This window comes from Agrobacterium tumefaciens, from assembly GCF_017726655.1.
GTDB lineage: Bacteria > Pseudomonadota > Alphaproteobacteria > Rhizobiales > Rhizobiaceae > Agrobacterium > Agrobacterium tumefaciens_B.
On the sequence record NZ_CP072308.1, the window covers coordinates 2,430,001 to 2,446,135 of the forward strand.

Below are 16,135 nucleotides of genomic sequence, written 5' to 3' on the forward strand. Positions count from 1 at the left end.
GACATGAGTAACGATAAAGGGAGTGAGAGACTCCCTCGCCGAAAGACCAAGGGTTCCTGCTTAAAGTTAATCTGAGCAGGGTTAGCCGGCCCCTAAGACGAGGCGGACACGCGTAGTCGATGGGAACCACGTTAATATTCGTGGGCCTGGTGGTAGTGACGGATCTCGTGTGTTGTTCAACCTTATTGGATTGGTTGGGCGGCGAAGAGGTTCCAGGAAATAGCTCCACCGTATAGACCGTACCCGAAACCGACACAGGTGGTCAGGTAGAGTATACCAAGGCGCTTGAGAGAACTATGTTGAAGGAACTCGGCAAATTGCACGCGTAACTTCGGAAGAAGCGTGACCCTTTTGTACGCAAGTATGATGGGGTGGCACAGACCAGGGGGTAGCGACTGTTTATCAAAAACACAGGGCTCTGCGAAGTAGCAATACGACGTATAGGGTCTGACGCCTGCCCGGTGCTGGAAGGTTAAAGGGAGGGGTGCAAGCTCTGAACTGAAGCCCCAGTAAACGGCGGCCGTAACTATAACGGTCCTAAGGTAGCGAAATTCCTTGTCGGGTAAGTTCCGACCTGCACGAATGGCGTAACGACTTCCCCGCTGTCTCCAACATAGACTCAGTGAAATTGAATTCCCCGTGAAGATGCGGGGTTCCTGCGGTCAGACGGAAAGACCCCGTGCACCTTTACTATAGCTTTACACTGGCATTCGCCAAGGCATGTGTAGGATAGGTGGTAGGCTTTGAAGCATGGACGCCAGTCTGTGTGGAGCCATCCTTGAAATACCACCCTTATCTTCGTGGATGTCTAACCGCGGTCCGTTATCCGGATCCGGGACAGTGTATGGTGGGTAGTTTGACTGGGGCGGTCGCCTCCGAAAGAGTAACGGAGGCGCGCGATGGTTAGCTCAGACCGGTCGGAAATCGGTCGTCGAGTGCAATGGCATAAGCTAGCCTGACTGCGAGACTGACAAGTCGAGCAGAGACGAAAGTCGGTCATAGTGATCCGGTGGTCCCGTGTGGAAGGGCCATCGCTCAACGGATAAAAGGTACGCCGGGGATAACAGGCTGATGACCCCCAAGAGTCCATATCGACGGGGTTGTTTGGCACCTCGATGTCGACTCATCGCATCCTGGGGCTGGAGCAGGTCCCAAGGGTATGGCTGTTCGCCATTTAAAGCGGTACGTGAGTTGGGTTCAGAACGTCGTGAGACAGTTCGGTCCCTATCTGCCGTGGGTGTAGGAATATTGACAGGATCTGTCCCTAGTACGAGAGGACCGGGATGGACGTATCTCTGGTGGATCTGTTGTCCTGCCAAGGGCATAGCAGAGTAGCTATATACGGAATGGATAACCGCTGAAGGCATCTAAGCGGGAAACCAACCTGAAAACGAGTGTTCCCTATCAGAGCCGTGGAAGACGACCACGTTGATAGGACGGGTGTGGAAGCACAGCAATGTGTGAAGCTTACCGTTACTAATAGCTCGATCGACTTCTTCGTTCCCATTGATTATGTTCATCAAGCCAAGCTCGATGATCTGTTCTGTCTTCACGCTGACGTGGCCTTCGGCCACTACGCTGCAGACGGCGCGCCGTCAGGGTATTTTGCCAAGGCAAAAACCCGAGGCGACGGACTAGCGTCCTGTATCGGTGCCACGCTCGATCTCGAGCAACGGTGGAATACGGATCGGTCACAGAAAGACGTGTAAATTAAAACGAAGCGCAAGCTTCCCAGCTTCTCGAAAACAACTTTCGTTGTTGCGTTTTGCCGACCTGGTGGTTATCGCGGGGCGGCTGCACCCGTTCCCATTCCGAACACGGCCGTGAAACGCCCCAGCGCCAATGGTACTTCGTCTCAAGACGCGGGAGAGTAGGTCGCTGCCAGGTCTGCAAAACGCAACACAAAATCTTCTCAAATCACCAAAATGGGCCAATGCCCAAATCAAAAAGGCCGCTCAAGCGGCCTTTGTGCTATAACAGGCACAAATGATAATGCGTCCCTTACAGGAGATAAATTGCTGTGCAATTTACTCCGAAAGAAATCCGTCGTCGCTAAAGCAACGACGTAGACGCGACATTCGGCTTTGCCGAATGCGCTGGTAACGCGGGGTGGAGCAGCCCGGTAGCTCGTCAGGCTCATAACCTGAAGGCCGCAGGTTCAAATCCTGCCCCCGCAACCACCGACACTTGCAAATTCTCCCACTCGGGAGACTTTCTCAGAAGCTCCTCGGCGTAGGCCTTGAGGAGCTTTTCCCTTTTTGCCTCCTTGTCGATCTCGCCCGATGCAATGCGGGCCATCATATCGTTCTGGGCGGAAGCGACAAACTGCTGTTGCATGATGTCGATCACATCCATCGATGCCATGATGTTGGCGATCTCCGTGTTGGCCGGATTGAACTGTGCCTTCAGCTTCGCAATCTTCACCTGAAAATCCTCGACCGGCTCTTCGGCTGCACCGGCGAGTTCGCAGACAAGCTTCTCGCGCGTGACTTCCAGCTCATCGAGCTGGTCGTCGAGGATGGCGAGGCGCGGCCGGCCTTCCGCTTGCTGGTTCTGGATCTGCTGCATGAGGCCTGCCTGCTTCGACTTGACGGTCGCAAGCTCGACCGCCAATTCCTCTCTTCGGGAGGGGGTGCTCTTCAGCCTGCTCGTCTCGTGGGCTACCATTTTCTCGGCAATGCGGTCGAAGATGTCGAGGGAGTAGAAGGCGACGGGCAAGCAGTTGAGGACGCGCTCTTCGAGTTCATCGCGGGTGATCGTCTTGCTGTTGCCGCAGCATGCGCCACCGAGGTCATCGATCGGTAGCCGCTTCTTGCGAGAGGTGCAGCTATAGCGGTCCTTGCCGGAGATGGCGTAGGGGCCGCCGCACTAGGCGCATTCCAGCATGCCGCTCAGCAGATATTCCGGCCGGTGAGTCGCGTTGAGCCGGTTGCTCTGCGCGAAGTCGAACAGATCGCCCACTACCCTCTGCCGGGCCTTGACGCGCTGCCACAGCTCGTCCGGCACGATACGCATCTCCGGGGCGTCCTTGAGCACCCATTCAGTGGCGTCGTTGGCGCGGGCCGTGCGTCGTTCCGTCTCCGGGTTCTTACGGTACTGGCGCCGGTTCCAGACAATGCGGCCGATATAGCTCTCATTGTTGAGGATACCGCTGCCCCGGTCGACATGGCCACGGATCGCGGTATCGCGCCATTTGCGGCCACGCGGGCCGGGGATGCCTTCCTTGTTGAGGAGCTGAGCGATGTCGCGTGGCGACATACCGTCTGCATAGACCTGATAGATGCGGCGGACGATATCGGCCTTGCCGGCATCGATCTCACGCAAGCCCCTGATGCGGTCACCCATCTCATCGCGTTGTTGCGAAAGCTTGTAGCCGTAAGCGAGACACGTCGACGCCTTGCCCTTCTTTACGGCCATCTTCATGCGCTCGCGTGTCCGGTATCGGATCTGCTCGACCAGTTCATGGCTGAGAGCAGTCCGCAGGGCCATCTCGAGATTGGTGACCGCCTAGGCGCCATGAACGGTCCACAGGTCGATGTCGCGATACTGCCACTCCTTCAGCATCTTGAATGCACGCTCGAGGTCGCGCGACAGGCGATCGCCGGTGACACAAAGGACAATGTCGATCTGCTCGCGCCGGACATGGGACATGAGACTCTGGATGCCGGGGCGTAGCTGGTAGCTCGTGCCGCTGATCGGGGCATTGGAATAGGTTGCGACCAGCTTCCAGCCACGATCCTTAATGAAGGCTTCGCCAAGCTCGATTTGCGCCTCGATCGAGACCTCGTGCTGGCGGTCGGTGGAGTAGCGGGCATAGAAAAGGACATTCTTGGTCATTGGGGCAATGCCATCTGAAACAATCTCATCGTGAACACTGGCCGGCATCGCCGGCCAGTGCGTCTGCTGCGTGTTCAGTTCTGCTGATTACGGCGCCCTGCCAATCCTGCAGCACGCTCGGCTACGGCATCGTGGCGATCCTTCACGCGGTCCCAGAGTTCATCGCTGACGATGCGCAGCGCCGATACATAATGGTCGTCATCGTTGCCCGCTTGATTACACACGCCGATGTAAGCCGGGTTGTTGAGGATCCCCGTTGTCTGGGCGCGATTGCCGCGGATCGCAGCGTCGCGCCAAATACTGCCGCAGGGACCGGCCACGCCTTCCACGTTCAGAAGAGCTGCGATCTTTGTTGGAGCCATCCCCTCGGCATACATACCGAAAATACGGCGGACGACGTCGGCCGCAACCGGGTCGACGATTTTGAACACGAAGATGCGCTGGCCGTCCGCATTGCAGGCGCCGGAATAGCGGTAGCCGAATGGAAGGGGCGCGAAGTGTTTCTCCTCGCGCAGGTCGTCGGGCATCTGGGCAATACGGCCGCCCGGGACAAACATGTTGCTGCGGTCGGTCATATAATAGTCGGACCCGTTCCGGCCGGTGATACGCTCTCCGGTATCGATGACCCAGAGTTCGATGCCCTTGCGAGTAAGTGCGCTCAACAGTCGATTAGCTATGTCGAATCGCGAGCACAACCGGTCCAGCGTATGGCAGAGGACGATATCGACTTTCTCGCGATTGATATGGGCGAAAAGCTTGCGCACGCCGGGCTGCGCCAGGAAGACGACTTCGCCGATGTCGGCGTCAGCATAGGATTTTACGAAGGTCCAGCCATTCTCTTTGATGAAGCGGTGCCCGTCGTGGAGCTGCGTTTCGAGGCAGGTGTGGTCATGGTAACCGGCAGAGTGGCGTGCGTAGAACAGAACGTTCTTGGTCATGGGGTGATCTCCGTTCGAATGGGCGAAGTCGGGGGACATGGTAACCGGCGACGGGGAACTTAAGAGCCCCGCCGCGATGCAAGCGTCGTTGTCGGTGATACCGTGCCGACGCAGACCTCCATGGCGGAGCGCGGGCAGCCCGATATCGTATCGGAGTCCTGGACGAGTACGCGTCCTCCGGTCACGCAACAGTCCATCAAGGATGGCAAGCTCGTCGTTGCCGGCAAGGTCTTCACGGATGGCGGTGTGCAGGGCATCTATGTGCCGAAGTTCCTCATTGAAAAATACCCCGACATCAAAACCATTAGGGATGCGCTGAAACATCCCGAGCTCTTTCCTGATCCGCAGGATTCCTCGAAGGCGCCTGATGTGCCGGCGCGCAGGGCTGGGGCGCGACTGTCTTTGCGACCCAATATTACAAGGCATATGAGGCAAAGAACGCCGGCTTCAATCTCATCGACAGCGGTTCCGCTGCCGCCATGACGGCGCTTTGATCAATGCCTATAACAAAGGTCGTGGCTGGATCGGATATTACTGGGATCCGACGGCTCTGCTCGGCAAATACGACATGGTTCGCCTGTCAGCCGGTGTTCGCTATGATGCCGCCGAATGGGCACGCTGCAACGAAGTCGAAAGCTGCCCAGATCCCAAGCCGAATGAATGGCCGACTGACGAAGTCGGAAAAGTCGTGACCAAAGCCTTCGCAGAGCGTGGCGGATCTGCTTATGAGTTCCTGACAAAACGTTCGTGGCCGAACAAGGTCGTGAGCGAGATGCTGGCCTGGATGACGGACAGCCAGGCGACGGGCGCGGATGCGGCGAAGCAGTTCCTCAAGGCCGTGAGCCCGTCTGGACGGCATGGGTTCCCGCAGATGTCGCGGCAAAGGTGAAGGCCGCCCACTGAGGTTAGGGCGGAGCATCCACGCGATGTTCCGCCAGCCCTTCAGGCAACAAGGCCACAGGTTTCAGGGAGGCACAACGAATATGGAATGGTTTTATCAGTTTCCGCAGATGGACAACGAGTCGCTGCGGAATTTCAAGAAGCTGATCGACGAAGGTTTCCTGTGATTCTCGCGCTCTCACGGTGACACCATCGAGGGCTTCTTTTCGTCGGTGAATCAGTTTCTGCTTGCATCCGAGCGGTTCATGGCACAGACGCCCTGGCCCATCATTGTCGGGCTCATTCTCGCCGTCACCTATGCGGCGAGCCGCAGCGTGAAGATTGTGCTGGGTTGCTTCCTGATCCTGATGGCGATCGGTTATTTCGGAATGTGGGAGGATGCGATGCGCACCATCTCGCTCATCTTCTTCGGCTCCATTCTCTCGATCGCCATTGGTTTGCCGATCGGTATCCTGATGGCTCGTTCCGACAGGGTGCAAAAAGATCGTCAATCCCGCTCTCGATATCATGCAGACGCTGCCAAGCTTCGGATATCTGATCCCCGTCGTCATGATCCTCGGTATCGGGCGCGTGCCAGGCCTGATTGCGGTCATTATCTATGCCATCCCGCCGATGATCCGTCTTACCAACCATGGCATTCGTCTCGCGGACAAGGATGTGCTGGAAGCTGCGGACGCATTCGGATCGTCCAGTTCGCAGAAACTCTTCAAAGTGCAGCTCCCGCTCGCCCTGCCGACGATCATGGCCGGCGTCAACCAGACCATCATGATGGCATTGGCGATGGTTGTCATTGCGTCGATGATCGGGGTTCAGGGGCTGGGGCAGCCGGTACTGCGTGCGATCGTGAACCAATATTTCAGTCTCGGTCCATTAGGTGGGTTTGCCATCGTCGGCATTGCGATCATCTTCGACAGGGCTACACAGGCTTACGGCCGCCGCCTTCAGAAACACCGGGAAGTTTTTCATGGCTGAGCACAAGTTCGGCGGCATCAAGATTCGCCACCTCATCAAGATTTTCGGATCCAATCCCGACGCCTACGTCGAAGCCGTCAAGCGGGGCCTCGACAAGAGCGAACTCAACGAAAAACATGGACATGTTCTCGGTCTGAAAGACATCAACATCGAAATTCCATCGGGCCAGATTCAGGTTGTCATGGGGCTTTCCGGTTCCGGCAAGTCTACACTGATACGCCACATCAACAGGTTGATCGATCCGACCGCCGGCGAGGTGCTCGTCGATGGTGTGGATGTCGTCAAGATGAACGATGCTGAGTTACGCTACTTCCGCCGGCATCAGACCGCGATGATATTTCAGAAATTCGCTCTGTTGTCGCATCGGATCGTGCTGGACAACATCAATACGGGCTCGAGGTCCAGGGCGTTGCCCGCGTGAAAAGCGTTGACATCGCGATGCGATGGATCAAGCGGGTAGGGCTAAAGGGTTTCGAGAAGAAGTATCCCAACCAATTGTCCGGCGGCATGCAACAGCGCGTCGGCCTTGCCCGCGCCTCGTCGAACGACGCTCCCGTTCTGCTGATGGACGAAGCTTATCCCGCGCAAAGGGGAAATCGTCCTGCAGGGGACCAGTCAGGATATTGTGCTCAACATTGCCGATGACTACGTCGCCAGTTTCGTAAAGGAGGTCAATCGCGGAAGGGTGATCTGGGTCGAGCAACTCATGGCGCCGCGACACCAGAGCGACGATAACGCGCGCGAAATCTTGAAGCTTGGTACGACGATCGAGGATGCCGCCCGGCTTATGACAAATTCGGCCAGTGCTGAAGCCGATATCGTTGATGAGACGGCTGCAAGGGTCGGACGTGTCGAGTTCCGCCGTCTTGTCGGTGCGTTGGTAGGCAGCACGTCTCTTGAGGAGGCGAGTTTCCTGGAGAACAGCCGAGGCTTTGGTGATCGCCGAAGCTTGTAAACAGGAGTTCCGCCGCTGTCGAACTCTCCATCCCCACCAAGTATCGCGCCAGGTGGCAACAGAAGTTATTTCCTTTCCAGAGCGACGGCGATCTCGCGCCGTATTGCTTCAAGGCTTGGGGTGCCGGTAATCTTCTTACCGTTGATGAAGAATGTCTACGTGCCCTCTACTTTGAAGTCGTCCTGCGCATGATTGGTAAGCGTCTTGAGGCTGTTTAATACAGATTGGTCCGCCAGCCGCGCGACGTCGCCGAAGCGATCCTTTTTTTTCCTGGCCTCCGAACAGGCGTCATGGATCACCGGCACGATTCTTCCCGTAGACGGCGGCGTCACCGCCGGCCGCCAGTCGGAGCTTTCATGAGCAATATGCAGGATTGGAATTCATACCACGACGCCCTGATCGGCCATGTCGGCGATTTCGCAAAGCTTAGCCCCGATGTGCTTCGCGGGTTGAACATCATGGAAGCCAGCGGCAACGAGACCGGCAAGATTGAGCCGAAGACGCACGAGATCATTGCTCTGGCCGTTGCGGTCACGACCCGCTGTGACGGATGCATCGCCGTTCATGGCAGGAAGGCCATCGAACTGGGTGCCAGCGAAGAAGAGATCGCCAAGGCCCTCGGCGTAGCTATCTCGCTTAATGCTGGCGCTGCGCTGACCTATACGGCTCGCGTGTTCGATGCGATCAAAAGCCTGCCGAGTGAGTGATGTAAGTTTCATCAGCGCGGGATTATCCTCGCGCTGATCGCGCATCCTGTAGCTGGATTGTTTCCCGAATTCTCTATTTTTTGACATCCGACGAGGCCGTACTCATGTCTGGTTCGCTGGAGCCAACGCTTGGAATCAGAATTTTCCGACAGCCAGACCCATTGGGGTTTATCTGTCGGCAACTTTAACGAGTTCCATTTATGATTGATTTCGTGACGATCTACCCTTGACGGATTCTTTTTTTTGCCGAAATTTCCCAGGGACAGGGGGACGTCTTGGCAGAAAGCAGTTTTACATCTTCAGTTGAAAAATCTACCACACGGCTGTTTGGGCAGCTTGAGCCGGAGATATTTACACTGTTCGCGGGTGCCAATCGTGTGCTTTATGAACGGGTAGTACTCTCGGTCTATAGGAACCTTTACCGATCGGATTTACTTTTTCCCAGTCAAGCCGAGGTCGTGAATGTAATCTACGACTGCCTCGATCGAGAGCCCGGCCTGTGGGCGGAGGAAGAAGTTGCTGTTGATCTCGATCGCCTCGTCGTGCGAACGGGCCGGCGAGTACGGCGACGTCGAGTCGAAGGTGTGAACGACGAAGCAACAGGAATTGCCATCAGTCGCAGTCGTCACATTTATAATCGAATGCTCCAGACCGGTTGGTTGGATGAGGCCAGTTACGGATTAAAAACGACCGTGGAAATGCCGTCGGGTGCAATGCGCCTAGCAGAATTCCTATGCTCGCTTAAGGAAGGTGTTGTGGAGCAACTCGGCGGTCTCGTAATCGAGGTCCGCAACGCCATACGCGCGGTTGAGGAGAAGCCGGCGGAAAATGCACTGGGCTTGAACAAGGCGGCGCGTGATGCGGCGGCTTTCGGGCGATATCTTCGCAGCGTGCTTTCGGCACTTAGGGATATCGACCGCCAGGTTCTTTCCTCCGATACGCTCGCCGATCGCCTGCGATATTATTTCGAGGAATTTGTCGAGCAGGTGCTTCTGCGAGACTATACCGCAATTACGACCAATGCTCACCCTTATCGCCATCGCCGTGCGATCTTGACCGCCTTGGAAAGGCTTGAAGATTCCAGCATCGATACGGATGCCATCGCTGATGCCTATCTTGAAGCAAGGCTGGCGCCGACCGCTGCGGCAGCGCGCGATCTGGTCTTTGAAGACATATCAAGTATTCGTCACGTGTTTGAACGAATTGAGGAAGCTTTCGAGGCCATTCAGCAGCACCGCACGCGGCTTGAGACGAGGCTGCGCAACGTGGTTCGGTATGCTGGCAGGCGCACCAGTTTTCTTCAGCGTAGCGAGCGTCTTATCCAGAAGCTGGATGAGGTGATGTCGTATCCCGGCAGTGAAGTGGAAGTTCGAGGGTCGCTTGAGCAACGGACACCTGGTGTTGCGCCAAATCTGCTGGCGAAGCCGCGCGGCGCACGCCCCAGCCCGTCGGAGGGCGATATTTCAATAGCTCCGCCAGATCCAATCGCGGAGTACCGCCGGCTGTTGGAAAAGGAGTATCTCGAGCGTTTGATCATCTCACCGGCAAAGGTTAGCCGGTTTCTGGAGCGACAGGTGCCGCCGTATGGAGAGGTGCATGGTGCATCCCTGACCATCGAGACCGCGGACGATTTTCTAGTGTTCGAAGCTTTGCGGCTGCTGGTAGCCAGCGGCCTCGGCACGGATGACAGTTCTGCACTATCGATCGGGATGCGGAACCGCTTCGAGTTCATTCGTGACAACACGCGGGACATCTCCAATGATTGGCTGGATTCCCCGGGATTTATCGTCAGACGCCTCGACGGCGGCATTGCACTGGAGATAGGCCATGCTTCATGAGTTCGCCTTGCTGGAAGAGACCAATGCACGGGACTCCCAGCGGGTTACCCAACTCATAGCACATCTGATGCGCGATCAGTTCGTGCACGTGGAGGATCGCGGCTCTGCCACGCTTCTGGAGACGTTATTTCGTCCGAAATTGAAGGCGTTGATAGAGGCTTACTTCGACGTGGCCGGATATCGTCTGGTGCATCGCGAAACCGAAGGATGGGCGGGAATATTGCCGGATCCGGAGCGGATATCTCTGCCGCGAATGCGTACCGACGAAACCGTGGTGCTGCTGGTATTGCGCCGTCTCTGGGAGGAAGCGCTGCAGCTCGGAGAGATTGAAGATAAAGGCACAGTACGGACGAGTCTGAACGAAGCTTATGCGGCGTATCAGGAAATTGTCGCTGGTGCACGTCGGGCGAGTCTGTCTCCAAACGCTTTCCGTGAGGTGCTCGAAATGTTGGAGAAACGCGCACTGGTCCGATTGGGCGCACTCGATCCGGAAATGCAGGACATGGATCTCGATATCCGTGCACTTGTTGCCACAGTCGCGGGAGACGATTTCGTGGCGTCGCTGGAAGCACTTCTGTCGGGCGTTGTCGCTGCTCCTCCTGGGGCGAAGGAGCAGATAAACGTGGAGGTCGTATCGTGATAGAACTCAGGCGGATTGTCCTCATCAATTGGCATCTTATGGTGTTTGCCGATCTTGATCTGGCTGGTGATGCCGCGATTCTTGGAAGGAACGCGGCAGGCAAATCAACAATCATCGACCTGATCCAGGCGGTTATGGCCGGTGGTTCGCCACGGCTCTACAAGTTCAATCGGTCCGCCGGCGAGGGCGGCCAACGGTCGGAACGCACCCTCACCGGATATTGCCTCGCGCAACTCAACGACGATACGTTTCTTCGGCAAGATGCGCGGAGCTATATTGCGCTGGTTTTTGAGGACACGGCTGCGCAACGGCGACCGGTCACGCTTGGGTTGGCGATTGAAGCGATGCGTGGGCATGCGGCGGATATCGTAGGCCGTTTCGTTGCGGACGGCGTTCGCCTGGATTCCGGAATGTTGATCGATGAGAACGACGGAGTGCGGCGACCGACGGAATGGCGCGCGATGAAGCGGCGACTGGAACAGGCGTGCAACGCGGCTGATGGCCAGCTTCATACACATGATGACGCAAGGACATTTATTCGCGAGTACATGCGTGTGCTCTTTACGAACAAGCTCCGCGGTGATCCGGAGCGGTTTATCCGCACGTTCATTGCGGCACTTTCTTTTACGGACATGCCGTCAGTCGAACAGTTCGTCAAGAAACATCTTCTCGAACCAAACCCCATCAAGATAGGGGAGCTGCGGGATTCTATTAAGCGTTATCAGGAAATCAAAAAGACCATCGGTAATCTTGAGGAACGTCTGGAGGCTTTACAGGCAATCAGTCTTCAGATCGAGGAATTCATAAAGCTTGTGAACGAAGAAGCGGCCTGCCGCGCCGTCGAGAGGACCGCCTTGCTCCGGGAAGCACTAGGCGCTCTTTTCGGCAACCTTGCGGATAAAAGGCTGAAGCAGGATAAATTGCGTGAGGCGGAGGCCGAACTTAGCCGTGTCGACGAGGAGATTGAGCGGGAAGAGCAGACGCAGAAGGCAATACAGGATCAACTGGCAGCGAGCGGCGCGCAAGCCCAGAGAAACGAGGTCGAGAGATATATCAAAGAGCTTGACCGAGAGAGCGCAACCGTTGTGGATAGACTTAATCGAAGGCATCTCTTTGCTGCGAGAGCCGTACAGCTACTTACGCTGCGTGATCGGCTGGCAATCATCAACCCCGGCGAGTTGATCAGTGCGTTGGATCAGGTTGAGGAAGCCAGTCGGGGCGTGACGCCACCCGAGTGGCCCCGTGACCCTGCTGGCATGGAAATGATGCTTGAGGCTGTGGCGAAAGCAGCCCGTTCGCGCATGGACAAAGTCACGCAGCAACGCGACGAAGCGATCTATCAGAAACGTATAGTCGACGGCGACATAAAACGTGACAGCGAACAACTCGATGCTGCACGGCGGGGACAGGCGCTCCTTGATTCGGCAACAGTGAGATTCATGGATGCCCTCCGCCGTGAAGGGATGCGGCCTCGAACGCTCTGTGAGGTCGCGGAGGTTCTCGATGAAAACTGGCGTAATGCTGCGGAGGCACTGCTGGGCCGAGACCGGGAAACGGTGATCGTCGATCCTGACCACGCTTATCGGGCAACCGAGATTCTCAGGCGCGGAAGAGGTGACTATCCGGGTTGCCGGGTCGCGAATACCCGCAAACTCCAATCCCGTTCAAACACGCCCGAAGCCGGAACACTGGCTTCGATCATCCATAGTGACGATTCTTTGGTGATGGCATTCGTGGTTTTCAGGGTTGGAAACGTTCGTCTCGCCTCGAACCAGGACGAACTTCTTTCTGGAGGTCGGGCCGTCATGGCTGATGGGGCCTACTATGATGGCCTCGTCACGGAGGTGCGGCGTGCCCAGGGCGTGAAGATTGGGCGCGCTGCTGCGCCACTCATGATCGAAACGCTGCAACAGCGGATTCGTGAGTACACCAGCCTGTGGCAAGTCCATTATGACAAAGAGCGCTTTTTTGACGATGTTCTGCGTCGGCTCGAACAATGTGCTGAGCCGGTTGATGAAAAGGACAGGCTGGAGGCCATCACATCCGCCTATAGTGACCTTGCCGAAAGGCGCGCCGAGGCCCGCCAGCGTCTTGGAAGGATCAGCGCGCAGGTCGATCCGCAGCTTATTGAGGCCGAACAGCGTGTATTGCGCACGATCAAGAGCCTGAAGGACGATCGTGACGGACTGATCACCACACGTGCGTCTGTGACATCAGAACTTCAGCAGATTGCGCAAAAGTTGAAAGGTTCCGATGAGCACCCAGGTTCATGGCTTTGTCTGTCTCACCGCCGTCGCCAATTCAAAAACGAAATTCGTTTGGTATTGCACTTTCAGGCTGTGCGGAAGCGCTATGGTGAGTACGCTTTACGTTCGCCCCGGAAAATTGCGGAAGATATGGCGAACCGCGCCAGTCAGGCCAAGGAAGAATATCAGGAATTGCGGGGAAGTATCAGAAACGCATTGGGGCGTTATGCCATGGCGTTTCCAGACCCGCTGGAGGGCTACGCTCAGGCCTTGATTGTCGAAACGGTCAAACCCTGGGTTCTGGAAGGCATAGCAACGCTTCAAGGCAACGAGCTTATCCGCTACCGGGAGCAAGCCGATGAAGCGGCAAGCCGCGTCACCCTGCTATTCAAGACCACGTTCATTCATGAGCTGAACAGCCGGTTCGGGCAAATGGACGTCGAGATGGAGAGGCTTGCGAAAGCGCTCCGGTCGCGTCCATTCAATAACGAAACCTACAGCCTCAAGGCTTCGATCAAGCAGGAATTCGAGGATATTTATCGTCTCGTGCGTGATAGCGAAACCGACGACAGCGTGCTTGACGTGTTGTTTGTGCAGGTGCCGCCTCGAGATGAGCGACATGGCAGGGCCATACGGCAGGTCGAGCAATTGCTGGCGGACGACACCTTCGATTTTACGGTGTTTGAAGAGTATCAGAACTATTTCACCTACGATCTGAAAATATATGATTCTTCAGCCGATCGCACAACGAGTTTCGACCGGCGACGCGGGGTTGCCAGCGGAGCCGAACGGCAGGTGCCTTTCTATGTGGTGATAGGCGCAGCACTTTCCGTCGCCTATCACGGCGCGCGGCAGTCAGAGGACAAGGCCGGGATCGGCATGGGGCTTGCCGTGTTTGACGAGGCGTTCAGCAAGATGGACGGGCCGAACCAGCGAACGCTACTGAATTTCTATCGCGATATCGGACTTCAGGTCGTCATCGCTGCGCCGACCGAGAAGCGTGCCGTTGTTTATGAAAATCTAAATTACATCATCGATATATTTCGTAGCGGTGATGTCTCGATGGCGGAATCCATCAAGATAAAAGATCGGGTTCGTCAGGAGATGCGAGCGGCCAATCCGCAATATATAACAAAGGAAGAGTTGGCTATGCGCCTGAGCGTGGAGGCCCAGGCTGCAGAATGAGCCGCCGCCGTTTTTCCAATATTGCATCCTTGATCGACTACCTACTCGACGGATACGAGAAGAACCCGGATGCGAGCCGTTGGACAGCCGCGATTGATCAGGATAGCTTGACCGTCGATGCGAGTGATGCGTTCGAAGAAGCTCTCGCCTTCCTGGAAAAGGAAGGTGGACTGGAGATTGTTTGGACCGGTCAGAGATGGGAGCGCTCCATAAAGAGCGTGAAACTTCGAGATCCCGAAGTGCTTTATCGACAGACTGAGCGGCGACCAGCCCAGGAATTTGCTGTTGCATCTTTAGCGACACTTCGCGCTCGGCAAGACCTTTCAGGCAAAGTTGCGCTGCTGATCGATGAAGCCGCTCTCGCTTGGGGCCGTAAATGTTCGTATATGGGTATTGCACCGGGGGAGAGTCGAACACTCGATCAAGTCCTGCGCCTTGCAGACGCAATATCCGCACGCCTTACCGGACCCTCCGTAGGTGACGTCGATTTTCGCAGTTTTTCCAGACTTATATCGGGCGATAGTAAAGCGCTCGAAAGCAATCTCACCTCGGTTGCGTCCGCAATCTCGCGGCTTTCTTCGTTGAGCGAAGCGCAAGTCGCTCTGGATGCAGAAGAACTTCTCGCCAGCGTCGGGATAAAACGGCTTCCCCAACCCGTTCTTATTGGTGGCGCGGTTTCATTAGATGAGCAGCCGTTCCCGAAAATGCCTTTTGTTGGCGTGCCTGCCGAATGCGCTCGGCGCGTAAACCTTTATAAAAGACCGGAGTATCTTCTGACCATCGAGAATTTTTCCTCCTTTGTTCGGTATGTCCGTGAGATCGGGCAAAGCGAAAACGGACTGGTGATTTATTCAGGCGGGTTCCCGTCGAGGCCCGTGTTGGAGACGATAGTGAGGCTAACGGGGCAGGCTTGCGCACCGACTTACCATTGGGGAGACATGGATGGGGGCGGCGTGCGCATCTTCCGTTATATCGAGCAACATCTTGCATCGATCGGAGTAAGCTTGCAGCCACACATGATGAATACAGACCTTCTTCGGCAAGTCGGTTCGAAAGCGCAGCGTGCAAATCGCGTCGGTGGCGATATGGCGGAGAGCGCAATCGCAGAGCTCGCTTCGCTGATTGAGCAGGCAGAACTCGTGCACGAACAGGAGGAATTTGATCCACGCAGTCCGCTTGAAGCTTTACGGCGCGTCCAGATGTAGTCAATCGCTGCCTTCTCCGTCTTGAGGAACTGTTGTCGGTGACGGGACTGAAGTTTTGAAGGCGGCCATATCTTTGAATTAACAAGTCTCGGTGTACTCAGGCCCCCTCAACCAACGATTCCAAATATTTAAACAAGATATGCCACCCTTCATGGCGGCGTTTCTGTTGTAGGGTACGAAACGGGGCACGAGGACCACCTTTCGATCGGCCATCGCGAGTATAATGTGGCCAATTCCTTGGCTCGCGACTCGGCCATACCACCCGTGACCGGGCCGTATGAAACCCTGTAGAAATCGGTAGCGACCCATGCGCTCGCGATGCGCCGCCTGCGTCGCGCCGCGTCGTCATTACGCTATCTAGATGGGTTCGAGGCCGCCGGCACCATCGAAGGGCTTCTTTGGGGTAGGGGTTGAACCGCACGTGGTTTGCCGGAGGCCATTTGATTTAAGTTATGCAGCCATGGCTGGTTCGCCCCGCATGGCGTAGTAGCGTTCTTCAGCCTCAACTGGCGGTATGTTTCTGATCGGCTACAGAAGTTGTCGGTGCTTGAACCAGTCAACCTATTCCAGGGTGGCGAACTCAACCGCTTCGAAGCTGCGGGACGGTCCACGCCCATATATCACTTCAGCCTGGTAGAGGCCGTTTGAACTGCCCCCCATTTCGACCGGACAGTCGGCATAAGCAGAAAGGCTCAAGCACAGGCTTGAGGAC

12 protein-coding genes, 1 tRNA gene, 2 rRNA genes and 3 pseudogenes (1 of these 18 cut by a window edge) are annotated in these 16,135 nt (G+C 56.3%); 13 read left to right on the forward strand and 5 right to left on the reverse strand.

Annotated elements, in window-relative coordinates:
* From AT6N2_RS11865 to AT6N2_RS24140, 4 genes are all read left to right on the forward strand, one after another.
* Nucleotides 1-1,501: ribosomal RNA gene (locus AT6N2_RS11865) — 23S ribosomal RNA — on the forward strand (it extends 1,305 nt beyond the left edge of the window).
* 271 nt (nt 1,502-1,772) lie between these two features.
* Nucleotides 1,773-1,887: ribosomal RNA gene (rrf, locus tag AT6N2_RS11870) — 5S ribosomal RNA — on the forward strand.
* Nucleotides 1,888-2,103: 216 nt separating this feature from the next.
* Nucleotides 2,104-2,180: transfer RNA gene (locus tag AT6N2_RS11875), tRNA-Met, on the forward strand.
* A 151-nt stretch (nt 2,181-2,331) separates the two neighbouring features.
* On the forward strand, nt 2,332-2,805 hold the full coding sequence (locus tag AT6N2_RS24140; RefSeq protein ID WP_233282441.1) for a hypothetical protein: 474 nt from the start codon (nt 2,332-2,334) through the stop codon (nt 2,803-2,805).
* Between the two features lie 63 nt (nt 2,806-2,868).
* On the opposite strand, the gene AT6N2_RS24145 is transcribed toward AT6N2_RS24140, so the two are convergent.
* The 3 genes from AT6N2_RS24145 to AT6N2_RS11885 form a co-directional block, all read right to left on the reverse strand.
* On the reverse strand, nt 2,869-3,489 hold the full coding sequence (locus AT6N2_RS24145; protein ID WP_233282442.1) for a recombinase family protein: 621 nt from the start codon (nt 3,487-3,489) through the stop codon (nt 2,869-2,871).
* An 18-nt stretch (nt 3,490-3,507) separates the two neighbouring features.
* The gene (locus AT6N2_RS24150) at nt 3,508-3,837 is read right to left on the reverse strand and encodes a recombinase family protein (RefSeq protein WP_233282443.1); all 330 of its coding nucleotides are present in this window, start codon (nt 3,835-3,837) and stop codon (nt 3,508-3,510) included.
* 74 nt (nt 3,838-3,911) lie between these two features.
* Entirely contained in the window at nt 3,912-4,775 is an 864-nt protein-coding gene (locus tag AT6N2_RS11885; RefSeq protein WP_233282444.1) for a recombinase family protein, read from the reverse strand.
* Between the two features lie 102 nt (nt 4,776-4,877).
* On the opposite strand from AT6N2_RS11885, the gene AT6N2_RS24340 reads away from it, so the two are divergent.
* The 4 genes and pseudogenes from AT6N2_RS24340 (at nt 4,878) to AT6N2_RS11900 (ending at nt 7,602) form a co-directional block, all read left to right on the forward strand.
* Entirely contained in the window at nt 4,878-5,258 is a 381-nt protein-coding gene (locus AT6N2_RS24340) for a glycine betaine ABC transporter substrate-binding protein (protein WP_273545420.1), read from the forward strand.
* A gap of 7 nt (nt 5,259-5,265) precedes the next feature.
* On the forward strand, nt 5,266-5,664 hold the full coding sequence (locus tag AT6N2_RS24345; protein ID WP_273545421.1) for a glycine betaine ABC transporter substrate-binding protein: 399 nt from the start codon (nt 5,266-5,268) through the stop codon (nt 5,662-5,664).
* Nucleotides 5,665-5,758: 94 nt separating this feature from the next.
* Nucleotides 5,759-6,647 (forward strand): annotated as a pseudogene (locus tag AT6N2_RS11895) (ABC transporter permease).
* A pseudogene (locus AT6N2_RS11900) lies at nt 6,640-7,602 on the forward strand (ATP-binding cassette domain-containing protein). The pseudogenes AT6N2_RS11895 and AT6N2_RS11900 overlap by 8 nt, the downstream one beginning before the upstream one ends.
* A gap of 155 nt (nt 7,603-7,757) precedes the next feature.
* Here the strand turns inward: AT6N2_RS11900 and AT6N2_RS11905 are convergent.
* Complete coding sequence (locus tag AT6N2_RS11905; protein ID WP_209087011.1) at nt 7,758-7,907, reverse strand: hypothetical protein; 150 nt, start codon at nt 7,905-7,907, stop codon at nt 7,758-7,760.
* A 51-nt stretch (nt 7,908-7,958) separates the two neighbouring features.
* Here AT6N2_RS11905 and AT6N2_RS11910 point away from each other — a divergent pair, with 51 nt between their 5' ends.
* The 5 genes from AT6N2_RS11910 to AT6N2_RS11930 all read left to right on the forward strand — a co-directional run bounded on the left by AT6N2_RS11910 (nt 7,959) and on the right by AT6N2_RS11930 (nt 15,423).
* On the forward strand, nt 7,959-8,309 hold the full coding sequence (locus AT6N2_RS11910; RefSeq protein ID WP_425292727.1) for a carboxymuconolactone decarboxylase family protein: 351 nt from the start codon (nt 7,959-7,961) through the stop codon (nt 8,307-8,309).
* 275 nt (nt 8,310-8,584) lie between these two features.
* Nucleotides 8,585-10,147: a Wadjet anti-phage system protein JetA family protein gene (locus AT6N2_RS11915; RefSeq protein WP_209087013.1), complete on the forward strand. Its 1,563-nt coding sequence runs from the start codon at nt 8,585-8,587 to the stop codon at nt 10,145-10,147.
* Nucleotides 10,137-10,787, forward strand: a complete 651-nt coding sequence (locus AT6N2_RS11920; protein WP_209087015.1) for a DUF4194 domain-containing protein — start codon at nt 10,137-10,139, stop codon at nt 10,785-10,787. The genes AT6N2_RS11915 and AT6N2_RS11920 overlap by 11 nt, the downstream gene beginning before the upstream one ends.
* Entirely contained in the window at nt 10,784-14,218 is a 3,435-nt protein-coding gene (locus AT6N2_RS11925) for an SbcC/MukB-like Walker B domain-containing protein (protein WP_209087017.1), read from the forward strand. The genes AT6N2_RS11920 and AT6N2_RS11925 overlap by 4 nt, the downstream gene beginning before the upstream one ends.
* Nucleotides 14,215-15,423, forward strand: coding sequence for a Wadjet anti-phage system protein JetD domain-containing protein (locus tag AT6N2_RS11930; RefSeq protein ID WP_209087019.1), 1,209 nt, complete (start codon nt 14,215-14,217; stop codon nt 15,421-15,423). The genes AT6N2_RS11925 and AT6N2_RS11930 overlap by 4 nt, the downstream gene beginning before the upstream one ends.
* A gap of 450 nt (nt 15,424-15,873) precedes the next feature.
* Here AT6N2_RS11930 and AT6N2_RS11935 read toward each other — a convergent pair.
* Nucleotides 15,874-16,068, reverse strand: a pseudogene (locus tag AT6N2_RS11935) (IS3 family transposase); the annotation flags it as partial.
* Nucleotides 16,069-16,135: the final 67 nt, after the last annotated feature.

Coding starts and splice junctions, on each gene's coding strand:
- AT6N2_RS24145 (WP_233282442.1), bottom strand. CDS start 3,489: ATGGCCCTGCGGACTGCTCTCAGCCATGAACTGGTCGAGCAGATCCGA.
- AT6N2_RS11910 (WP_425292727.1), top strand. CDS start 7,959: ATGAGCAATATGCAGGATTGGAATTCATACCACGACGCCCTGATCGGC.
- AT6N2_RS11885 (WP_233282444.1), bottom strand. CDS start 4,775: ATGACCAAGAACGTTCTGTTCTACGCACGCCACTCTGCCGGTTACCAT.
- AT6N2_RS11930 (WP_209087019.1), top strand. CDS start 14,215: ATGAGCCGCCGCCGTTTTTCCAATATTGCATCCTTGATCGACTACCTA.
- AT6N2_RS24150 (WP_233282443.1), bottom strand. CDS start 3,837: ATGACCAAGAATGTCCTTTTCTATGCCCGCTACTCCACCGACCGCCAG.
- AT6N2_RS11920 (WP_209087015.1), top strand. CDS start 10,137: ATGCTTCATGAGTTCGCCTTGCTGGAAGAGACCAATGCACGGGACTCC.